Here is a 19586-nt window from a genome sequence, read left to right as displayed (position 1 = left end):
AAAATATTTTATTTTTATTTTAATCAATTTCTTTTCAGATGTTTATGGTGGATTATTTACGCAAGAAACTAAAAGATTACAGAAGCAAAGATGAACAAAAATAAAATTGCTATTCTTCGTTATAGAATTGTTCAATATAAAATCTTTCAAAAATGTTAAAAAAACTCGAATATGTTAAATGTGTGTATAAAATAAAAAAAAAATAGGAAAAGAGAAAAAAAGTAAAGATATTTGTCGAAAATTTGTGTGTTAAATCGCATAAATGTGTATAAAATAAGAATTATATTTTACATATAACTTAATGAAAATGAAGAAAATATTATTAATCCTTACAGTTTTTGTTTTTGGAGGGAAGTTCTGTGCTCAGGAATTGCATTTGCCTCAAATGAATCAGTATTTAGCAGATAGTGAATTTTTAATCACTTCTACTTATGCGGGGATTGGTGACTTTGTTAAATTGAGATTTAGTGGAGTTTCCCAATGGGTAGGGATTAAAGATGCTCCTGATTACCAATCGCTTTCGGGAGATATCAGGATAGGGGAGCGAAGTGGTGCTGGTTTGATTCTCTACAATGATAAAAACGGAAATACAAAACAAATGGGAGGAAAGGCAAGTTTTGCTCACCACCTCACGTTAGACCGCTATGAAAATCATTTCGTGTCTTTTGGTATTTCGTATGCTCTGAATTCTTTCCGTATCGATATTGATAAGTTTGACCAATCAGCGGGAGCAGATCCTTCTGTTACAAACAATCGCTCTCAGATAAATCACAACTTTGATGTTGGTTTTCTATATCGTTACAAAGGTTGGTTTTTGAGTTTGAATGCATTAAATATTTTGAACAAAGATATTGATATTTTTGCAACAAACGAGCCTAAAGCATTACGTAACTACACATTATACACAGGGTATAAGTTCCGAAGAGACCGTAATAGCAGTTTTGAAGTAGAACCATCAATTTTTGCTCAGTTCTATGAAAGCGATAGACGTTCTTCTACTGACCTTAACCTCAAATTCCGATGGAAGGATTTGGAGGATTACTACTGGGTAGGGGTTAATTATCGATTTTTAAATGATAAAATATTTATGCCTCTGAACGCAGGTCCTATGGCGGGAATAAAAAGAGGACATTTTTATTTCGCATATTCGTACCAATTGATGTTGAATAATATAATAAAGTATAATTCAGGAACGCACATTATCACTTTGGGACTTGACCTATTCCAAGGAGTAAGTAACTGTAGATGTACTCACCAATAAAGATGGGACAAATCATTTTAAAAAACATACGGATTCATACAAATCACGGATGTTTAACAGAGGAAGAACTGATAGGAAGTGATTATCGGGTTGATTTGAAAGTTAAGTTAAATCTTGAAAAATCAATAGCCTCAGATGAATTGGCAGACACAATAAATTACGTTCATTTGAACAGAATAGTTAAGGAAGAAATGGCAATTCGTTCAAAGCTTTTGGAGCACGTTGCAGGGAGAATATCAGATAGAATATTCAAGGAGTTGACTGATGCAAAGAAAGTTATAATTAAGATTTCTAAATTAAATCCTCCGATAGGAGGAGATGTAGAGGGCGTAAGTATAAAAATAAAACGAAAAAGATTTTGTTGATATTAGAAAAGATTGTACATTTGCGACCTAGTTAAAAAAAGGGCATCGTGGCCGAGTGGCTAGGCAGAGGTCTGCAAAACCTTGTACAGCGGTTCGAATCCGCTCGATGCCTCTAAAAACTACTAAAGTTTTAGTAAATTAGTATAGAAACAACACTAAAAGAATAATAAAATGACAAACGTATTGGATAAGTTTATTCAGGATATGAAGAATAATGTTCCTGGATTTATAGCAGTATCTGTTACAGAGGTAAGGTCTGGAGTCTCTTATGGTTCTGAGACAGTAGACCCTAACTTTGACCCTAGCTTGGCTTCTGCTTACCATCTGGAAGTTGTTAAGTCAGAGCAAAGTGCACTTCAAGTTTTGGGGTTGAAAGACAAAATTCAGGATATTTTGATTACTTTAGCAAATCAAATTCATATCATAGACATCTCTGCTAATGGAACCTATTTCATTTATTTGGCAGTGGATTCTACAAAAGCAAACCTTGGATTAACAAGGGCGTTACTTGCTAAGTACAAAAAGGATTTAGCAGCTGTTTTCTAAAGATGTATTTTTTTAAAATTTAGAACCTGAACTTATTGTTCAGGTTTTTTTATTTTTTAATAAAAAACTGGTAAAGGTACAAAAAATAAATCTGAAAACCAATGACTTTCCTCATACTTTTTTAAATATTTCATAGATAATTTTGTATCGTAGATTCATCTTGAATATTAATGACTAAAAACAACATACTATGAAACAGCGTGTTCCTATATCTCAGATTATGTCGAGGAAGCTGATAACATTAGCTCCAACTCAGTCTTTGTATGAAGCAGAGCGACTTTTTAAGAAACATAAAATTCGTCATATTCCCGTGGTAGAGAGTGACAGAATTATTGGCATTGTTAGTTATTCCGATTTATTGCGTATTAGTTTTGCAGATATGACCGATAATGAGGAAGAAGTAACTTCAGTGGTTTATGATATGTATACAATTCCTCAAATAATGGCAAAAGCACCTCTAACGGTGAATTCTGACGCGACAATTAAAGAAGTGGCAGAAATATTATCGAAACAAAGTTTTCATTCTATTCCTGTATTAGAGAATGATAAATTGGTAGGAATTGTAACAACAACGGATTTGATTAAGTATCTGTTGGAGCAATATTAGAAAATATGATTTATAAAATTAAAAAAGCTGAGATAATTCTCAGCTTTTTTGTTAATATGACGTAACTTTTATCAACTACTTCTGATTATTGAACTGATATTTCACTGAAAAAGACACATATGGTTGGTATCTGGTTTGAGCTTTGAGAGCAAATTTTTCACTGTTTCTTTGTTGGGTTTGTCGATACGAGTCGAATACATTCCAGCCCGAAAGTGTCAGTTGCCAACGATTATCTTTAAAGCTTTTGGTAAGTGAAGCCGAAGCCAAGAAAATTGCATTGCTTTCAAATTGTAGGTTTGCTATGGGAGACTGAAACGCACAATTCAATCGGGCAGAAAAATTCTTTGGAAATTTAAACGTGTTGTTCATCTTCCCGTGAAAACGCCATTGTGAAAAATCATTTTTTACACCATCTACGTTTGTTTTTTGTTCGAAATAAAAACCACTCACTGAAGCATTTACATTCCACCAAGGGAAAACATCAACCCCTGTCATCAACTCCGAACCTACCGACCACGAATCGCCCAGATTTTCCTGAGTAATAAGCAAAATATTATCACGAAACGGACGGCGATAATCTCCAAAGAAATCGTGCTGATTACGTGCAAAAACTTCCGCTGAAAGAAAATCCTTACCCCACGATTTTTTGAAATTCACCTCATAAGCATCGGTGTAACTGAATTGCAAACGGCTGTTCCCGTTGGTGTAAGTATACCTGTCTTCCATTTTAAAGACGGGCGTAATTGCCCAATATTCAGGGCGATGGATGCGACGGCTGTAATTGGCGGCTAATTGCGTATCGTCCGAGAAACTATACAACAAATGCACGGACGGAAACCAATCGGTAAAGTTTTTTTTGTACACATCGGTAGTCTGAACTGCTGAGCTGGTGGTGTATGAGTAGGAAACATCACGTCGTGTATGCTCTACCCGAAGTCCCAATTTGTATTCGAATTTCTTCCAACTGCTTTTGAATGTAGCGTAGGCAGCGTACTCGTTTTGTTCGTATTTGATTTTCTGATTACTTGGAAAATCGGAGGAAGGAATACCTATTTTATCGCCGTGAAAAATACCGCTTTCTGTGGTAATTTCAGGAATGAAGTCAGTTTCTATGGCGATTCCTGCTTCCAAATTGCTTTTTTCGGTCAGAGGAAGCTCATAAGCCAATTCTGTAGAAGTAAAGATTTCATTTTTCTCCGATTCCACGCTTCCAAAAACGATGGTTTCTGACGGACGCATCCACACGTTTCGATATTCAGAATCAGAACTTCCTATGAAGACATCGTATCCCGAAGTTAGTTTCAGCGAGTGCGATTTATCCTTATTGAAAAAGTGATTATATTCCAAATTCACACCCACCATCTGATAATCAAAAGCATAAGTGTTGTCGCTGGTTGATTTTTCCGAAGCGATTAGGTTTCGATTTAGGTTGAATATGCTTTCCGTAGTTCGTATGTAGGAGATTTCTTTCTCGCGGTCGCGTAAAGGTTTCAGATTTACCGAAAAATCAATAAAATCATTGTCGGTTACATCATAATTGAACCCAAACTCAAAGAAATTACTTCTGTTTCGTTTTTTAGAATGGCGTATTTCGTGTATTTCAAAGAATTTCGTGTCGGATTGTAATTGGTTGAATGTCTCCATATCCGTTTTTGCGTTGGTTGAATGCCCCAAATATGCGGAAATGTGCCAACCGCCTCGTTTTCCCTTTTTATCCGTCGAAAAACTGATTTGGTTTGTACCGAGGGTGTTAGCCAACACAGAAGCATTGATAGCATATCCTTCCAAGCGATTCTTTTTGAGCAACACACGGATAATTCCTGCCGTTCCTTCCGAACTGTATCTAGCGGACGGATTGGTAATGATTTCTATCTTTTCAATTTGTGAAGCCTCAAGCGTACGTAAGCGTTCCTCGCCATTTTTTACCGCTATACCGTTGATATACACCTTAAATGAGCCTCCTTCGCGATAACTTATCTTGCCTTCGACGCTCATTTGGATTGAAGGCACGTTGGTTAGCAAATCAATAGCGTTGGAAGCCTCTGGAAAGGCAGCTGCGTTGATGGTTTTTCGGTCAACGCCGTAAGAAAGTGCTGCACGTTTACCCTCTACGACTACTTCACTCAGATTTTCAGAAGCTATTTTTAACGAAATTACGCCTAAATCGGTTTTATGTTGTTCGATATTGATTTCTTTTGTGAATTTTTCGTATCCAACAAAGTGAAATGTGATTGAATACTTTCCTTTTTGCAAGTTTTTAATTCTGAAATGTCCTTTTTCGTCCGAAACTACGCCAATTTCTACGGATTTGTTGGATATTCCTTGTAGAGCTACCTCAGTAAAGGGCATTTCTTCCTTCGTTTGAGCATCAACTACCTTGCCCGAAAGTGAAAAATCTTGTCCGTAAGAGAAAGCACTTAAAAAATATAAAATGAGAAGGAATTTTTTCATAAGCGATTATTCTGATTTAAGTTGTTGGATATAGTTAACTTTACATAAATTGTCTTTTATTTCTGTTCTTTTGTCTTGAAACAAAAGAACCAAAAATTCAAGACTTTGGATACTTCACTAAAAATCAATTCATTCTCGCTAAAAATATCCGAACTTGCTCCCTTTGGTCACTTCGAACAGCGGATATTTTTCACGCTTCATTCATTGATTTTCTTAACGCTTCGTCTCCAAGGTCGTAAACTCACTCTTGAAGATGATGGCAATTTAAAATGGATTAACTATAAAATATGAGAGTAAACAGAGTTACTTTTTTAAGAAAACATCGAAGATTTCAAAAAAACTTCGATGTTTTTAGTCTGATAGTGCTTTAATTACTACTCAAAATAAATTTCTCCACTACCACTAACGTGCGTATCTTCCAATTCAGGTTTGCCTTTTACTGAAACATCGCCCGAACCTGACACTTTTGCCTTGATTGATTTGGAAGCATATACACCTACATCGCCTGAGCCTGAAACACTAACCTTAACGTGCTTAGCTTTAATGCTTTCAGTGGAAATATCACCCGAACCTACTAAAGAAATTTCAATTTCTGGGCAATTTCCTTTAGCAATCAAATCGCCTGAACCTAATAATGATAAATTCAGATGAGAGGCATTTACATTAATGTTAATATCTCCCGAACCCGACAGAAAGCATTTTAAATTGCCTACATTTATCTGTTCTCTCATTGAAATATCGCCTGAACCGGATAAAATTATCTGTTCCAACCGCTCGTTTATAGGAACATATATTAGTAATTTGTGTCTCAAATTATAGTTGAAGCCTTCTTTTAGTTTGATGATGATTTCCTTATTCTCGACGGAAGTCAAAATATAAGGTTCTATATTGTCCGAAGCCTCGATACGTACGTTTCCTACCTCGCCTTTGAGTAAAATTACATCCAAAGAGCCTTTTACTCTTACAGAATTGTAATTGCCTACCTGACGTTCTTTCATAATGATATTTCCGTTATCTTTTATGGTCTTTTTACCAAACCATTGTCCGTAACTTACTGAAAATACCGCTAAAAATAGAATAGTTGCAAATCGTTTCATATTATTTTAATTTAAATGGTGTTATTTTTGTACTTGATATTTGATGATTTTTGGTAGATTACTTCCTAATTGAATTAAAAATAACTCAATTTGGTTGTATTTTTGATAGATTTCTTACTTGAAATCAATATTTCCAACTCCAAGAACAGATGTATCTTGCTTTTTAGGATTTCCTTCAATGAAAATATTTCCTGCTCCTGTAATTTTTGCCTCAATTTCTTCTGAAGTATATACCATTATATTCCCTGAACCTGATATTTTAGCTTTTGCACGTTCTGATTTAATGTCTTGAGCATTAATATTTCCTGAGCCTGTAATGGAAGCATTAAGTGTTGGGCTATTTCCTTCTGCTTTTATATCTCCGCTTCCGATGATTGATAATTCTAATTCATTGGCATCAATATTAACTGCAATATTGCCTGTTCCTAATAAATTGCATTGTAAATTGTTTACTTTAAGCCTATCTTGAAGTGAAATATTACTAAATCCGGTTAAAGTTATCTCACTTAGAGAACTATTTACAGGAACATACACAACAGCTTTATGATTAATATTATAGTTGTAACTATCATCTAATTCGATGATTAGATTATCTCCTTCGATGGTTGTAAAAATTAAGGGGAGCAGGTTGTCCGAAGCCTCGATACGTATTTTCCCTACATCGCCCTTGCTCAAAATAACTTCTAAATTACCAACATTTTTTACTTTGGTGTAGTTTCCAAGAGTGCGTTCTTGTATTACAACGTTTCCATTATCACTAATGGTTTCTTTTGTAAGCCATCGCATACAACTTACTGAAAATACAGCCAAAAATAGAATAGTTGCAAATCGTTTCATATTATTTTAATTTAAATGGTTAATTATTTTAAATGGTTTTTCTGCTATTTTGAAGCGAATGAAGTGTTTTTTAGTTGAAAAAATGAGATAATTTATAGTTTTTATGGGGTTTTGTGCTTATTTTTATGGATTATTTTTTATTTTAAGCTTTATTTTTTACAGATGGTGCGTCATTTCTATCGGATAATGCTCCATTTCTATTAGATGGTGTTTCATTTCTATCGGATGGCATTCTATTTCTATCAGATGGTGTTTCATTTCTATCGGATGGTGCTTCGTTTCTATCAGATGGCGTTCCATTTCTGTTAGATTGCATATAATTTCATAAAAATAGAATATTAATTTTCATAGATTTTTGTTCCTGCATATTCATTTGAGATGTTAAATGTATTTTTCCCGTTACCTTTCTGTCCGCTAATTGAACTTTCCAGTATTTGAATGTTCTTTTTGGTGTAGGGGAGGTTCTCCGGCATTGAGATTTTCCCATAAGAATTCAAAAACGTGTATTGAAACTCCCAATTTGGATGATAACCCACCAAAACGGCTGCATATTCCGCATCAATTTTGACAAAATTGGTTTGAGGGAGGATTTTTTCTATCTTAACAGCACCATAATCGCAATGGATTGTGATATTTTTAGAGACTTTCCCAACCGAAACGCTACAATAATCAGCAGTAATTTCTCCTTTTTCCACATCTTCAACGCGGATTGAGTTATAATCTACTTCAGCGATAAGTTCTTTCACTTTGCCGATTTTTAAACCGCTATAATCACACTTTGCCCTGATATAGTTTGCGGCATTTATCGTTATGCCCGAATAATCTGCGTTTAAATCGAGTTTATTTATCTGTTCGATGTTGGAATTTTGGCAATACCCGAGATTAATATAGGCATCGGAAAGGATTTCCCCTAAGTTGATTGAACCATAATCGACATCAATTTTCAAAGGACTGAGCGTTTTATTAAGAAAAACGTTTCCGTATTCGTTTTCCAGTGCTATTTTTACGCTTTCTGGGAGCGAAACTTTATAATTTATCTGAAAACTGATGGATTTTTTACGTCCGAAACTTTTAAAAAACGATGAACTTTCATTAATTATAGTTTTTGCTGAGACAGAATTGCTGCTTGAATTTGAAAAATCCACATAGATTTGCTTTATCCGTTCTTGAGCATCGCTCGGATTATTGCTACTTACCTTAATTTCTACTTCAAAATTGATAGTATTTTTGTTGTTTTCGCTGCTTACAAGTGTGATTGTTCCGTATTTGTTGGCTACAAAAAGTGAAGCCTTCTCGCTGACCTTAAATTCCTTGCGGATTGTCTTTGTTTCGGTGTGTTTGTACCTTATGAAGAGGTCATTTTTGCTATCAGGTAGGGAGTTTTCTCTTGCCGAGATAATTCCGAACCACAAAATACTGATGATTGATAATATCTTTTTCATATTTTTTGAAATTTATGTATTGTTTTTGTGTTTTCTTGAAATGTTATTGTTTGATTATGTGATGTTTTTCTTGTTTTTAAATCTGTTAGAGAATCATTGCTATCACATTATCTGAAAATTTGATTTGTGTATCAAAATTGATAACCATTGCATTGAGTAATTGTTTGTTATGTCCTTCTTTAATGATTTTATTTCGGATAACAAGATAATCAGCATTCATTTTTTCGAGCTGTTTGAGGGCATCTTCGGTAATTTTTTTATTTTCTGTATGATTTTTGATGATGTTTATATTCTCCTGAATGATAGGTAGATAGTATTGCTCGGATTGGTATGCCGTTTCTGATACATTTTGAAGCGTTAGAGGCTTTTGTGAAGTCCAGAAAAGTATTGCCACAACCGATGCAGCTATGGAAATGCTCCAATATAGCACTTTTTTGAGTGTTGGTCGTTTGATTTTGAGATGTTTTTCGGTTTCTGATTGCCGTTTTGCCATTTTTTGGAGGAAACGGGCTTCGTGTCCGCTAGGGAGTTCGTATATGTCAAATTTATTTTCTTTCATTTTTTAGCTTTTCTATGGTTTCACGTAACGATTTTTTGGCTCTGGAAAGCGTTGTTCGGCAATTTCCATCGGATATATGTAAAATTTCACAGATTTCTTCATTATCAAATCCTTCGATGAGTGAAAGATTCAGGATAACGCGTAATTTTTCGGGGAGCAGACTTAGTGCATAAAGTAAAATCTTTACTTCTTCCTCTTGGAAGCTCCATTTTTCTTGCTCATTGTCATCAATTGGGTCGATGAAGGTTTCTTCCAAATAGCGAATTTGTTTTTCTTGCCGAATCATCATCAGTGCCTCATTGATTACGATGCGTTTAAGCCAACTCCCAAAGTTATTTTCTCCTCGAAATTCGTCCAGCTTTTGAAAAACCTTTATGAAGGCTTCCTGTACGGCATCTTCGGCTTTGTCTTGCTGTTGGAACATACGAAAGGCGGTGTTGTACATCGCTTTGGCGTACTGCCTATACAGCCCCAATTGTGCTTTGGGGTCGTTTTGGCGACAAACTTCGATGAGTATTTGAGTTGGGTTGGTCAAAATCTTTCTTTTTGTTTTAAAGATGCAAACAAAACACGATTGTTACAAAATTAGAGGATTTTTTTTGAATTTTTTTTCTGGAAAAAAGAAAAATTCCATATAAGATCAATTCTTATATGGAATTTTATAATTTGTTATGCAAATAGTTTGATTAAGTTTTGCTTTGTACTAAAAAGTTTGTATAAAACTCTTGTTAATACCCGAGTATATCAAGAAAAACTTCTGTTTTTTTTGCATTTTCTTTCTTTTGAATTTCATCACCTACAACAACACCTTCATAAACGTCGAAAAAATGAACTTTTTTCTTATGTTCCTTTCTTATTGCTTCTTTCAAGGTTATTGAAACATATCCTGGGTCATCATCGTATGTGGAATATTCTTGAACGAAATCTTTGTTTACATTTTCAATAAATACTTGTCTTCTTTCTTCATTGAAAAAGTAAAAATCAAGCTCTAATTCTAAATCTTTGTAACTATAAAAAGAAACTACATTCAGTTCGGGAGTCGCAAACCAAGAACCAGCTTCTAAACAATATGGAGTATCTTCTCCTATTAAGATAACCTCCCCGATACGTTCCCCTTTTTGCCCTTTTTCAATAGCGTAGATTGGCAGTTCAACAGATTTTCCATCAGTTAACTTTTCTTTTTTTATTGTTACTCTGCATATGGAGCCATCACCTCTTTTTTCAACTGAAACTACTTTTTCCTGATTTTCAATAACATCTTCGATAATTATTGGAGCAAAAAACTCTATATCAACAGAAACTTCATTATATCGTTTTTTAGTACTTAAAATCTTTATAGTTTTTTTGTCAGCATTTTCTGTAACGAAATCCCCATTGGTGTCTACCGAACTTTTAACTTGAATATAAAAGTTTGGAATCACTCCATTTTGAACAATCTGCAAATTAAAGTCATTATAACCTTCCTTTTTGAAAACCAATTTTTCTAAAATATCATTCGCATTTTTACCATAAAAATCGGCATAGAAGTCGCGATTGTTTTTAGTTTTCATTTTTAGGAATTCTCCTTCCTGTAACTCAACTTCTTCTGCAAATGAAACATTTACTTTGTAGCTTTTGTTTTTCTCCAAAGTTATAACGCCATTTTGAATAGCATCAGAAATTATGTTATCTCCTTGTTTGATAACTATTTCTGTAGGTTTTAAGTCCTTTTTGGGAGCTTCTGGTTGTTCGGAGTTATTATTGTCATCTTTTTGACAACCAATGATGAATAAAACACTCAATAAATATATAATATTTCTCATTTTTTTAAATTTTTAATTATCTGTCTTTAGGTCCGTTATGATATTTCCCTTCAAAAATGCACTCCTCGCCATAAAATAGTTTGGTTGCTTCACTAAGGCTTCTTTCTGCATATTTACTACGAATATCATTTCCTTTGATGTTGAATATCATAAATAATCCGAAACAGTCTGTTAAGTTTCTTTGAGCATAAGCTCCTGTTGAACTTAATCCCCAGTTGGCTTCAACTGATAGTTTTCCATATCTCTCATCTGGAACTCCGATGAAAGAACCATGGTTTTCGTTGTAGTTTGCCCAGCTATAGTCCAAATAATCAGCAGCTCTTTTTCCTTTTTCGTCAAATTCATCAGATGCTAGGTTGTGTCCATAATCGTATAGAGTTAACAATTTATCTGGCATTACTTCTTTCATAGCTCTCATAAACCAAAGAACAGACTTATTTCCTTTTCTTGGTTTCTCTGGTAGTTTACCATATCCTGCGTACTCTTCATCAATATCCCAACCATCAATGCCTAACATATCTGCATATCTTTTGCAATCACGCGCAAAATCCAAAGCCTCTTCGTAATTTTGAAAATTGTAATATCCAACTCCTTGGTGATTTGGTAAAATATCTACCAAAACTTTTATACCTCTATCTCTCAAAGGTTTGATATATTTCTCTGGGTCGTTAACGATGGGTTGTAATTTATCATTAAAATACAAGTAGCGTTTTCCAGTTTTTGCATCGTAATTCATATTAGCAGCAAAGAGGATAACCATATCAAAAACGGGTTTTTTGCTATCTTTCAAAATAAATTGTCCCATATTTCTGATGTCCCAATCATTGGTTTCCACATAAGCAACCATTTTTATAGGCTCAGTACGATTGTTACAATTATGGTTATTTTCAGGCATTGGTTTTTTACTAGTTTCTGAAAGAGCTACATACTCAGCATCTTTGCGTACAAACACAGGATGCATCAAGGTTTTGCTGTCTATTTCAATGGTTAAAGGCAAGAAGTAATCTCCTTGAGGCAATGTTTCATAATTTTTCACTTTTAAAACAACCTCACTTGATGTATCTCCTTTTTTAAAGATACCTTTTGTAAACTCGTAATGGTCTTCTGGTAACAAAAGATAATCGCTAACACCTTTAAAACTATTGTATTGACTAACAATTTTCTCAAATTCGGATTTTTTCAGGATAGTTTCGCCTTCTTCCCTTGCAGAATATCCTAAATCGGCAACAAAGTGGTATTCTCCATTCTTTACAAAAGTAGAAGTTTTGTCTTTAGGATTTTCTTTATTTGTAAGTTTTCCTTCTGCAAATATGGCAGAAGAATTTTCTGGTTTGGGAAGCTCAAACTTTGGATCAAGATCATCCTGACAGGCACTTAGTAAAGTGAAAGATAGTAGCATTAAAAATATTTTTTTCATTTTAAATAAATTTAAGATTAGTCGATTTTAACAGGCTCTTGCTCTTCGAAAATTTCTATTTTCTGAGTTCCTCTTTTCTCTGCCTGTCCTTTCATAATTAAGTTAATACCATTTACGGAAGCATCCATAATTTTGTTATTGACAACTTCATTCATTTTCCAGTATGCATACAAATCGGTATTATTTTTGTCAACTTCATAGATACCTTCTTTAATTTGTTGACCTGAACGAGCGGTTTTCCAAATTCTAAGTTCCGAAAATCTAGCTTCAATACCTCTTCCGTCACTATAGCTACGCCCTATGTAAAAAGGATTACCTCCTACAAGACTTCCTCCTTTGGCAAATTCTGTAACTTTTTCTCCGTTTATGTAAACGATTGATTTTCTTCCCTCAACTACCAATGCGATATGATACCATTTTTTTGTTTTGAATTTAAAATCTACTCTTTGAGTATTGGCTTGTAATTCATCTGGAGCTACACCACTATCTCCAAATCGCAACAAGGTTTGTCCCTCAACTCCCATAAAAGTACTAATACCAGCTTCTCCCATATCATCAGTGCTTCTTAGTTTTTCTATAAAAATCAAGCCTTCCAAGGTGAAAGTATTATCTATACTTTTAGTTCTTTCTAGCTCAAAATACTCATTACGAGTTATTTTTACGGTTCTGTTTATTTGTCCTTTAACAATTTCAATAGTGTAAAGAAGTGTGTTTGAAATTTTGTTTATTTCCACATTATCTCCACCTACTGAACCCATTGAAATCGCAAACATATAAGGCGTATTTTCTTTCAAATCAGACGAAATGTTGATTTTTACATTCCCTATATCAGAAGTTACACTACCTGCTTTGATATTAACCATAGGGGTAACTTTCAAGTTTTTCTCAGGCAAAGACAAATATGAGGTTTTATATACTCTATTGTATTTTTCAACTTCTTTTTGATTCACATTCATATAAACAGCGATGTCTTTTTCGTTTTCTTTAGCTAAACTTACCAGAAATTGCTGTTCTTTTTCAGTTCCGATATCGTCAGTTGCTACAGAAATTGTTGTTTTTTGAGAGAAATCGGCTTGTTTTCGCTCTTTTCCATCTATTTTGTAAAGTGTAGCTTGTTGTCCGAATAGTTCTCCTCCTTGTTTTTCATCTTCCGAACAGGCAATTATAGAAAAACAACATAGAGCAATTATAGATGATTTTATAAATTTCATTTCTCTAAATTTTAAATTTATTTATGTAATTGTATTTTCCCGATAGCATTTCTTAACGTTTTGAAAGGTACATTCCCGACAATGTCATAGTAATTTTTTTCGATATGATAATATGCTACTCCTCCTTTGTTACTTGATTGCCAGTTTATAACATCGAAAACACGAGAAGGCCTTCCTTGAGGGCTGAATATTTTGGTGTCAGAAAATCCTTCGGCTAAATCTTCTTCAGTGAAATCAACAGAAGGTACGTATCTGAACGCTGCCCATTTTTCTGTCTGTTCGTCAAAATTCTTCAATAATTGTGTTCCTTTTTGGCGATAAACAATCCAATTAGCAGAATCAATTGGCTGAACATCAGTAGTCACACCTCTTTCTTTGTAAGGATTTTCTACTACCAAAAGTAAACTTTTACCTTTGCCTGTTTCTGCTGCTATTTCTGCTAAGAATTTGTCAAAATTTTCAGTAGAATACACTTCGTTGAGATTTTGAGGAAACTCAATACTTACTCCATCAAATTCGTTTGACTTAACTATTTTAAGGAATTCTGCAGCTTGTTTTCCCAATTTTTCTGTATAACGATTGGCAACACTTTCGGCAACTTCCTTTTCAATTTTACTTAAAATTTCTTTCTTTTCTTGTGCAGTTAATCGTTCGTTGGAAGCTTTCCATTCTTTTTCTTTATCTGACTTTTCAGAATGAATTTCCTTTCCTTTTACGTTCTCATACTCTTGATATGCTGCTTCAAAATCAATTCCCAAAAGAACTTTAGTCGCTTTTTTTTGCTGAACAAATTGCATATCGTTTTTCAAAACATCGGTTATGTTGTCATATCCACTTTTTATTACAACAATATCCAAACTATCAGGAGTATTTGCTAAGAGAGCTCCACTTTCTTTTCCCCAATTGTACATCATTCCCATTACGACATTTCTTTTTTCTAATTCGGCTTGGGATTTGTACTTTTTCAATGTTTCGGTGTCGATATCTCGCTGAGGTGCAATAACTTCAATTGGCTCAACCTTACTACACGCTACAGCTAATAGTCCGAAAATGATTGTTATTTTTTTCATCATTAAAATGTTATTTACGTGAATAAATTATTTTGCCCACCAAAGGTCAGTTCCTCCATTATCTGCTCCTCCTAACAGATTTACAGCCTCTTGGATATTCTTAAGGTTACTTCCTTCATACTCTTTAGTAGAGAAAGGTATTCTTCGCATTCCGCCTGTATCTTTTCCATTTTGTTGAGAAATGGTTTTTACTGAACCTCCACTTTTATTTTCAACGGCAGGTAATAAGTTAGGGTAGCCTGTTCTGCGCCATTCTGCCCAACCTTCGTGTGAGCCGTATGGGAACATCGCAATCCATTTCTGTGTGATGATTCGTGCTAACTTTTGTTCATCGTTCGTTGCATCACTCCAGTTGACAGTAATTGAAGAACTGAAAGAAGCATCATTATATCCAGCTTCTTTTTCATCGGTAAAGGCTCCCCTTTGATTTCTATTTGTAAGATATGTGGTCGGGTCACCTGCTCCCCATTGCTCAAATGATAGTTTAACACCTTGCTTGTATAACTCTTCTGCTGAGCCACTCATATTCCAATTTTTTAAAGCTCCTTCAGCCCTTAAGAAGGCAACTTCGGCTGCTGAAATAATCATAATTGGAGAGTTTTTTTGGATATTTGGAAGTGAATAGTTCTCTTTTGTATAACCAATGTTAGGAGCACCGCTTCGGCAACCGAAATATTTTTGACTTCTGTTTCCTACCTCTGTGAAATATTTTGCACGACGTGGGTCGGAAAAGGCATTCATATATTCAGTAATATCAGCTCCAACACGTGAATCTCCCCAAGAAGCACTTACTTTAAAAGCTGGATTGTCAGAAGTTTGCAACTGAGCATTATCTGCATTGGTTGTGATGACACCTCCTGCAACTGCCATTTCTGCATATTTTTGTGCTTCGGCAGGAGCTGCTTTCGACATTCTCATAGAAATACGAAGAAGCAATGAATTGGCATACTTAATCCATTTTTGCATATCTCCTTTGTAAATGTTATCAAACGGAGCATATTCTCTGTCGGCTACATCTACTTTTTTCAAACCTTCAATAGATTTTACCAGCTCTTCGCAAAAGCCTAAATATAAATCTTTTTGAGAATCATAAGGAACTTGCGATTGTCCTTCTTTCATTTGAGAGTAGGGTAAAGGTCCGTAGGTGTCTGTTAACCAATGTGTAATCGCTACTCGATAAATACTTCCTAAAGCGAAATAAGGCTTGTCATAATCTCCTTTGGAAATCTTTTTCAACTCATTATATGCTTTGTAAATTTTAGGATATGTGTCATTAAAAGGATAACTGAACCAACCTGCTCTTGGATTATAAGTCTGGTAATCTCCTGTAAATTTGGTGGTTGCGTATCCCGAATATCCCGTTGCGTACAGGTCAAAACACATTTGATATGAGTTTTCTTGCTCAGGAAGTATCAGTTTTTGTAGGTCAATAAGCTGGTTACCTCCTTGTGGGATTCTGTCCAACTCTTTTCCTGTAATCCCGTACTGGTCTTGATTCATTTTTTCAAAATCCTTTGTACAACTTCCTACAATAAGGGCAATTGATGCTATTATAATAGACTTTTTCATTTTGTTCGAATTATAAGATTAAAAATCAGCTTTGATACTCAACCCGATGCTGCGTTGGCTCGGTATCATAAAATAATCCAATCCTTGCACGTAATTTCCTGTTGAGGAAACCGACTCTGGGTCAAAAGGAGCTTCACTATAAAGCATAGCCAAATTACGTCCAATAACGGAAATTGTAAGCCCCATAGTGTCGTTTATCAATTTTTTAGGTAACTTGTACGAAATGTAAGCTTCTTGTAAACGAATGTTTGTTGCTGAATATGTATAGTATTGAGCTAAACGATTTTTTCCTCGTTCTTCAAAATAGTTTTGTGCGTTGATAGGGAAACCATTAACGAAAACTCCTCCTGCATCACGAGCTTCTGCTGAGGCTTTCGATACTCCGTAATGGTCTAACGCAGCTTCGGTCATTGAAACAGCCACACCTCCCAAACGAGCAGAGAACATCGCTCCAAAACTCAAATTTTTGTATGTGAAATCATTTCTCCATCCCATTGTTACATCAGGAAGTACACTTCCCAATTTTTCAAAATGACCATTAGCAAATTCACTCTTAGTTACATTTCCTTTGGCATCAATGTAGATGTTCCCGTCTGAGTTGCGTTTGAAATCAGCATTGGAATACACATCTCCGAGCGAACCTCCTTTTTTGAGAATGTAACGTAATGAACCAAATGAATTTTTTACCAAATGTTCCTTGCCTTCTTTCTCTCCCGTTACAGGGTTTACATAGTCTTCTACCAATGACATAATTTCGTTTTTGTTGTATCCCATTGTGAAGTGGCTATTCCAATTAAAATCTTTAACTATTTGGAAATCATATCCTAAACCTAATTCAACACCTCTGTTACGAACATCTCCTGTTTGAAGATAAATTTTATCGTATCCTGTTGAAGGTGAAATTTCAGAGCCAATGGTTTGGTTTTTAGTGTTGGTTTGATAGAAAGTAGCGTCTAACGTTAATTTCCCTTTCAACCATTTTGAAGCAATTCCCACTTCATACGAATTGGTGCGTTCAGGGAAAAGTTCACCAATTGGGAAATGAGAAACCGTTTTCCAAGTTTTGGTATCTTGGTCGAAAGTGTATGTTGGAGTTGTTAGTCCTCTATCAAAAGGAGAACCTACGGAGCTAAACGCCAAACGAACTTTCATAAAAGAAAGAATAGGATTGATTTTCAGTTTTGTATCTGTTGAAAGCATATCAGTAACTACCGCAGAAAGTCCAACAGAAGGGTAGAAAAATGACGAATTCGGAGAATTAGCCAATTGTGAAGCCCAATCGTTACGCCCTGTTAATGTTAGGTATAAATATCCATTGTAACCAGCCTCTACACTACCAAAGATGGATTGAGTTTGTTCTATCCAGCCTGTTTGTCCAATTCTTGTTTTTTGAGCTCCTTGGTCTACGTTAAACGTATTAAATACATTCGGAATTCCATTTTCACGAAGTGGCCCTCCTATTTGCGAATCGTCATAGCGAGTATCCTGCAATGACGCCCCAAGGTTGGCTGTAATGACGATATTTTGGTCACCAAATTCAAAACGTTTTGAGAAATTGGTTAGAACGTCAGCGTATGTTTGTCGTTCTGTTCCTTTTAATAATCCGAAATATCCCGTTTTACTAACATCTAATGTTGCAGCTGTTGATGCATAACGTTTGTCAGTTGATTGAATGTGTGAATTATCAGTACGAACACGTCCAGCAATGTCCCATTTCTCAGTTTCTGACCATTTTTTTAAATCGTAAGTAACACCAAGAGCAATCATATTACGCTCTCTTTTCACGTCACGCAAGTTGCGATATGCTACCCAATAAGGATTTTGAAGTGTGTAATCACCTGTTCCGTAACGCCATTCTTGTTCGTATATTTTACGTGCTGGATTGTACCTTTCAAAGGTACGTACGCTTGATAGATTTTCTCCTCGAGGAAGTAAATACGCACCAACCAATGGATTCATATACTCTCCCTGATTTATCATATTGCGATGGTCTTGCAAGATATAATTTACTGATGCATCAATTTTTAACTTATCTTCAAGTAGATGAATTGTATTTCTGAAAGTGAAATTGTATCGGTTGTATTGGTTGTTAGGAACGATACCTTCTGCCTGTGTGCTACTTGCAGAGAAATATGTTTGATTTTTTTGACTCCCTCCTGAAAGTGAAACGTTGTTGGTTAAGGTATATCCCTTTCTGAAAAAATCTTTTGCATTATATCTCTCAAAATTCTCTGGAAGTTTCGCTCCCCAAGATTCTATTCTTCCGTCATTTCCGTATGTATTCTGAAATTCTGGTAAAATGAAAGGAGTGGAAATTTCCGTGTTTGAAGAAAAACTAACTTGGAGTTTGCCTTCTTTCCCTTTTTTAGTAGTGATAAGGATAGCTCCGTTTGCTGCTGCCGAACCATAAAGAGCTGCTGCTGAAGCTCCCGTAAGGACGGTCATACTTTCAATATCTTCTGGGTTGATATCTGCAATACCTTCTGTTGACCCTGATGATTGAAAACGTCCACTTCCTTGTGCCATCGTTGTAGAAAACAAAGGAACGCCATCAATCACATACAACGCGTTATTCGACTTTTCAATAGATTTAGCTCCACGCATTACCACTTTAGTAGCACCCCCAATCCCTGAAGAACTCCGCTGAATGGTAACTCCCGCTACTTTTCCGTTAAGGCTATTAATAAAGTTAGCGTCTTTTACTTTAGTAAGTTCCTCACTGTTTACCTGTTGCACGTTGTAGCTAAGTGCTTTTTCTTGTCGCTTGATACCCAAAGCAGTTACCACAGTTCCCTCAAGCTGTTGAACCTCTTCCTCAAGCACAATCTTTACGCCACTACGGGGTTGGGTTACTTTCAAGGTATAACCTTTGAAGCCTATGTACGAGAATACCAATTCGGTCTTGTCATTCGGTACATTGATTTCAAAATTACCATCAAAATCGGATGTAACTCCTATGGAAGTTCCCTTGACTACAATGTTAACTCCAGGCAAAGGTTCTCCATTGGCATCTGTTACCACTCCGCTTATTTTTTTAGTTTGTTGCTGAAAAACAGTAGTTTTTGTCAACAAATCATCAGTCTTTCCATAGACTGAATCTGTCCAAAATCCACCCACAAGAAATGTAAGAAGTCCCACTCCCATAAATCTTTGCGTAGATTTCATTAAAACGCCTATCATATTTCAATAATTTAAATTTTATTTCCTTATTTTTGAGAATCTCTTAAAAAATTACTCTTTGTAGAGTCACGCAAAGCTACGAAAACGATTTCTTACAGCAAAGAAAAAACTAAATATTTTTATAAATAAAAGTGAAAAAAATCTAAACATATTGACTATTTGATTTGTATAG

18 protein-coding genes and 1 tRNA gene are annotated in these 19586 nt (G+C 35.1%); 6 read left to right on the top strand and 13 right to left on the bottom strand.

Annotated elements, in window-relative coordinates; all coding sequences use genetic code 11:
- The first annotated feature begins 307 nt into the window (after positions 1–307).
- The 5 genes from YW9_RS0109410 (at position 308) to YW9_RS0109390 (ending at position 2779) form a co-directional block, all read left to right on the top strand.
- Positions 308–1261, top strand: a complete 954-nt coding sequence (locus tag YW9_RS0109410; RefSeq protein WP_026193945.1) for a PorP/SprF family type IX secretion system membrane protein — start codon at positions 308–310, stop codon at positions 1259–1261.
- A gap of 2 nt (positions 1262–1263) precedes the next feature.
- Entirely contained in the window at positions 1264–1626 is a 363-nt protein-coding gene (folB, locus tag YW9_RS0109405; RefSeq protein ID WP_026193944.1) for a dihydroneopterin aldolase, read from the top strand.
- Positions 1627–1667: 41 nt separating this feature from the next.
- Positions 1668–1738: transfer RNA gene (locus YW9_RS0109400), tRNA-Cys, on the top strand.
- A gap of 59 nt (positions 1739–1797) precedes the next feature.
- Positions 1798–2172, top strand: coding sequence for a hypothetical protein (locus YW9_RS0109395; RefSeq protein WP_018279917.1), 375 nt, complete (start codon positions 1798–1800; stop codon positions 2170–2172).
- Positions 2173–2362: 190 nt separating this feature from the next.
- A complete protein-coding gene (locus YW9_RS0109390) occupies positions 2363–2779 on the top strand; it encodes a CBS domain-containing protein (protein ID WP_018279916.1) in 417 nt (138 codons plus the stop codon).
- Positions 2780–2854: 75 nt separating this feature from the next.
- On the opposite strand, the gene YW9_RS0109385 is transcribed toward YW9_RS0109390, so the two are convergent.
- Positions 2855–5230, bottom strand: coding sequence for an outer membrane beta-barrel family protein (locus YW9_RS0109385; RefSeq protein WP_018279915.1), 2376 nt, complete (start codon positions 5228–5230; stop codon positions 2855–2857).
- Between the two features lie 105 nt (positions 5231–5335).
- On the opposite strand from YW9_RS0109385, the gene YW9_RS13495 reads away from it, so the two are divergent.
- Positions 5336–5521 carry a hypothetical protein gene (locus tag YW9_RS13495; RefSeq protein ID WP_155848767.1) on the top strand — a complete coding sequence of 62 codons (186 nt, stop codon included), beginning with the start codon at positions 5336–5338 and terminating at the stop codon, positions 5519–5521.
- Between the two features lie 83 nt (positions 5522–5604).
- Here YW9_RS13495 and YW9_RS0109380 read toward each other — a convergent pair whose 3' ends face one another.
- From YW9_RS0109380 to YW9_RS0109325, 12 genes are all read right to left on the bottom strand, one after another.
- Positions 5605–6327 carry a head GIN domain-containing protein gene (locus YW9_RS0109380; protein WP_018279914.1) on the bottom strand — a complete coding sequence of 241 codons (723 nt, stop codon included), beginning with the start codon at positions 6325–6327 and terminating at the stop codon, positions 5605–5607.
- Positions 6328–6441: 114 nt separating this feature from the next.
- On the bottom strand, positions 6442–7164 hold the full coding sequence (locus YW9_RS0109375; protein WP_026193943.1) for a head GIN domain-containing protein: 723 nt from the start codon (positions 7162–7164) through the stop codon (positions 6442–6444).
- A 156-nt stretch (positions 7165–7320) separates the two neighbouring features.
- The gene (locus tag YW9_RS13490) at positions 7321–7464 is read right to left on the bottom strand and encodes a hypothetical protein (protein ID WP_155848766.1); all 144 of its coding nucleotides are present in this window, start codon (positions 7462–7464) and stop codon (positions 7321–7323) included.
- Between the two features lie 38 nt (positions 7465–7502).
- Positions 7503–8606 (bottom strand): hypothetical protein, encoded by a 1104-nt coding sequence (locus YW9_RS0109365; RefSeq protein ID WP_018279911.1) that lies wholly within the window; start codon positions 8604–8606, stop codon positions 7503–7505.
- 85 nt (positions 8607–8691) lie between these two features.
- Entirely contained in the window at positions 8692–9165 is a 474-nt protein-coding gene (locus YW9_RS0109360; protein ID WP_018279910.1) for a hypothetical protein, read from the bottom strand.
- A complete protein-coding gene (locus YW9_RS0109355; protein WP_018279909.1) occupies positions 9152–9700 on the bottom strand; it encodes an RNA polymerase sigma factor in 549 nt (182 codons plus the stop codon). Before YW9_RS0109355 ends, YW9_RS0109360 begins: the two co-directional genes overlap by 14 nt.
- 193 nt (positions 9701–9893) lie before the next feature.
- Entirely contained in the window at positions 9894–10967 is a 1074-nt protein-coding gene (locus tag YW9_RS0109350) for a hypothetical protein (RefSeq protein WP_018279908.1), read from the bottom strand.
- Between the two features lie 16 nt (positions 10968–10983).
- The gene (locus YW9_RS0109345; protein ID WP_018279907.1) at positions 10984–12384 is read right to left on the bottom strand and encodes a BT_3987 domain-containing protein; all 1401 of its coding nucleotides are present in this window, start codon (positions 12382–12384) and stop codon (positions 10984–10986) included.
- Between the two features lie 17 nt (positions 12385–12401).
- On the bottom strand, positions 12402–13595 hold the full coding sequence (locus tag YW9_RS0109340) for a DUF1735 and LamG domain-containing protein (protein WP_018279906.1): 1194 nt from the start codon (positions 13593–13595) through the stop codon (positions 12402–12404).
- A 17-nt stretch (positions 13596–13612) separates the two neighbouring features.
- Positions 13613–14665 carry a glycoside hydrolase family 18 gene (locus YW9_RS13165; RefSeq protein WP_018279905.1) on the bottom strand — a complete coding sequence of 351 codons (1053 nt, stop codon included), beginning with the start codon at positions 14663–14665 and terminating at the stop codon, positions 13613–13615.
- Positions 14666–14692: 27 nt separating this feature from the next.
- A complete protein-coding gene (locus YW9_RS0109330) occupies positions 14693–16234 on the bottom strand; it encodes a SusD/RagB family nutrient-binding outer membrane lipoprotein (RefSeq protein WP_018279904.1) in 1542 nt (513 codons plus the stop codon).
- Between the two features lie 18 nt (positions 16235–16252).
- Positions 16253–19414 carry a SusC/RagA family TonB-linked outer membrane protein gene (locus YW9_RS0109325; RefSeq protein ID WP_231555522.1) on the bottom strand — a complete coding sequence of 1054 codons (3162 nt, stop codon included), beginning with the start codon at positions 19412–19414 and terminating at the stop codon, positions 16253–16255.
- Positions 19415–19586 lie beyond the last annotated feature (172 nt).

Origin of the sequence: Capnocytophaga cynodegmi DSM 19736 (assembly GCF_000379185.1) — a bacterium.
In the GTDB taxonomy this organism is placed as follows: Bacteria; Bacteroidota; Bacteroidia; order Flavobacteriales; family Flavobacteriaceae; genus Capnocytophaga; species Capnocytophaga cynodegmi.
The sequence above is the reverse complement of the archived record's forward strand: the minus strand, read 5'-3'. Positions and strand labels throughout refer to the sequence as shown.

Coding starts and splice junctions, on each gene's coding strand:
- YW9_RS0109410 (WP_026193945.1), top strand. CDS start 308: ATGAAGAAAATATTATTAATCCTTACAGTTTTTGTTTTTGGAGGGAAG.
- folB (WP_026193944.1), top strand. CDS start 1,264: ATGGGACAAATCATTTTAAAAAACATACGGATTCATACAAATCACGGA.
- YW9_RS0109395 (WP_018279917.1), top strand. CDS start 1,798: ATGACAAACGTATTGGATAAGTTTATTCAGGATATGAAGAATAATGTT.
- YW9_RS0109390 (WP_018279916.1), top strand. CDS start 2,363: ATGAAACAGCGTGTTCCTATATCTCAGATTATGTCGAGGAAGCTGATA.
- YW9_RS0109385 (WP_018279915.1), bottom strand. CDS start 5,230: ATGAAAAAATTCCTTCTCATTTTATATTTTTTAAGTGCTTTCTCTTAC.
- YW9_RS0109380 (WP_018279914.1), bottom strand. CDS start 6,327: ATGAAACGATTTGCAACTATTCTATTTTTAGCGGTATTTTCAGTAAGT.
- YW9_RS0109375 (WP_026193943.1), bottom strand. CDS start 7,164: ATGAAACGATTTGCAACTATTCTATTTTTGGCTGTATTTTCAGTAAGT.
- YW9_RS13490 (WP_155848766.1), bottom strand. CDS start 7,464: ATGGAACGCCATCTGATAGAAACGAAGCACCATCCGATAGAAATGAAA.
- YW9_RS0109365 (WP_018279911.1), bottom strand. CDS start 8,606: ATGAAAAAGATATTATCAATCATCAGTATTTTGTGGTTCGGAATTATC.
- YW9_RS0109360 (WP_018279910.1), bottom strand. CDS start 9,165: ATGAAAGAAAATAAATTTGACATATACGAACTCCCTAGCGGACACGAA.
- YW9_RS0109350 (WP_018279908.1), bottom strand. CDS start 10,967: ATGAGAAATATTATATATTTATTGAGTGTTTTATTCATCATTGGTTGT.
- YW9_RS0109345 (WP_018279907.1), bottom strand. CDS start 12,384: ATGAAAAAAATATTTTTAATGCTACTATCTTTCACTTTACTAAGTGCC.
- YW9_RS0109340 (WP_018279906.1), bottom strand. CDS start 13,595: ATGAAATTTATAAAATCATCTATAATTGCTCTATGTTGTTTTTCTATA.
- YW9_RS13165 (WP_018279905.1), bottom strand. CDS start 14,665: ATGAAAAAAATAACAATCATTTTCGGACTATTAGCTGTAGCGTGTAGT.
- YW9_RS0109330 (WP_018279904.1), bottom strand. CDS start 16,234: ATGAAAAAGTCTATTATAATAGCATCAATTGCCCTTATTGTAGGAAGT.
- YW9_RS0109325 (WP_231555522.1), bottom strand. CDS start 19,414: ATGATAGGCGTTTTAATGAAATCTACGCAAAGATTTATGGGAGTGGGA.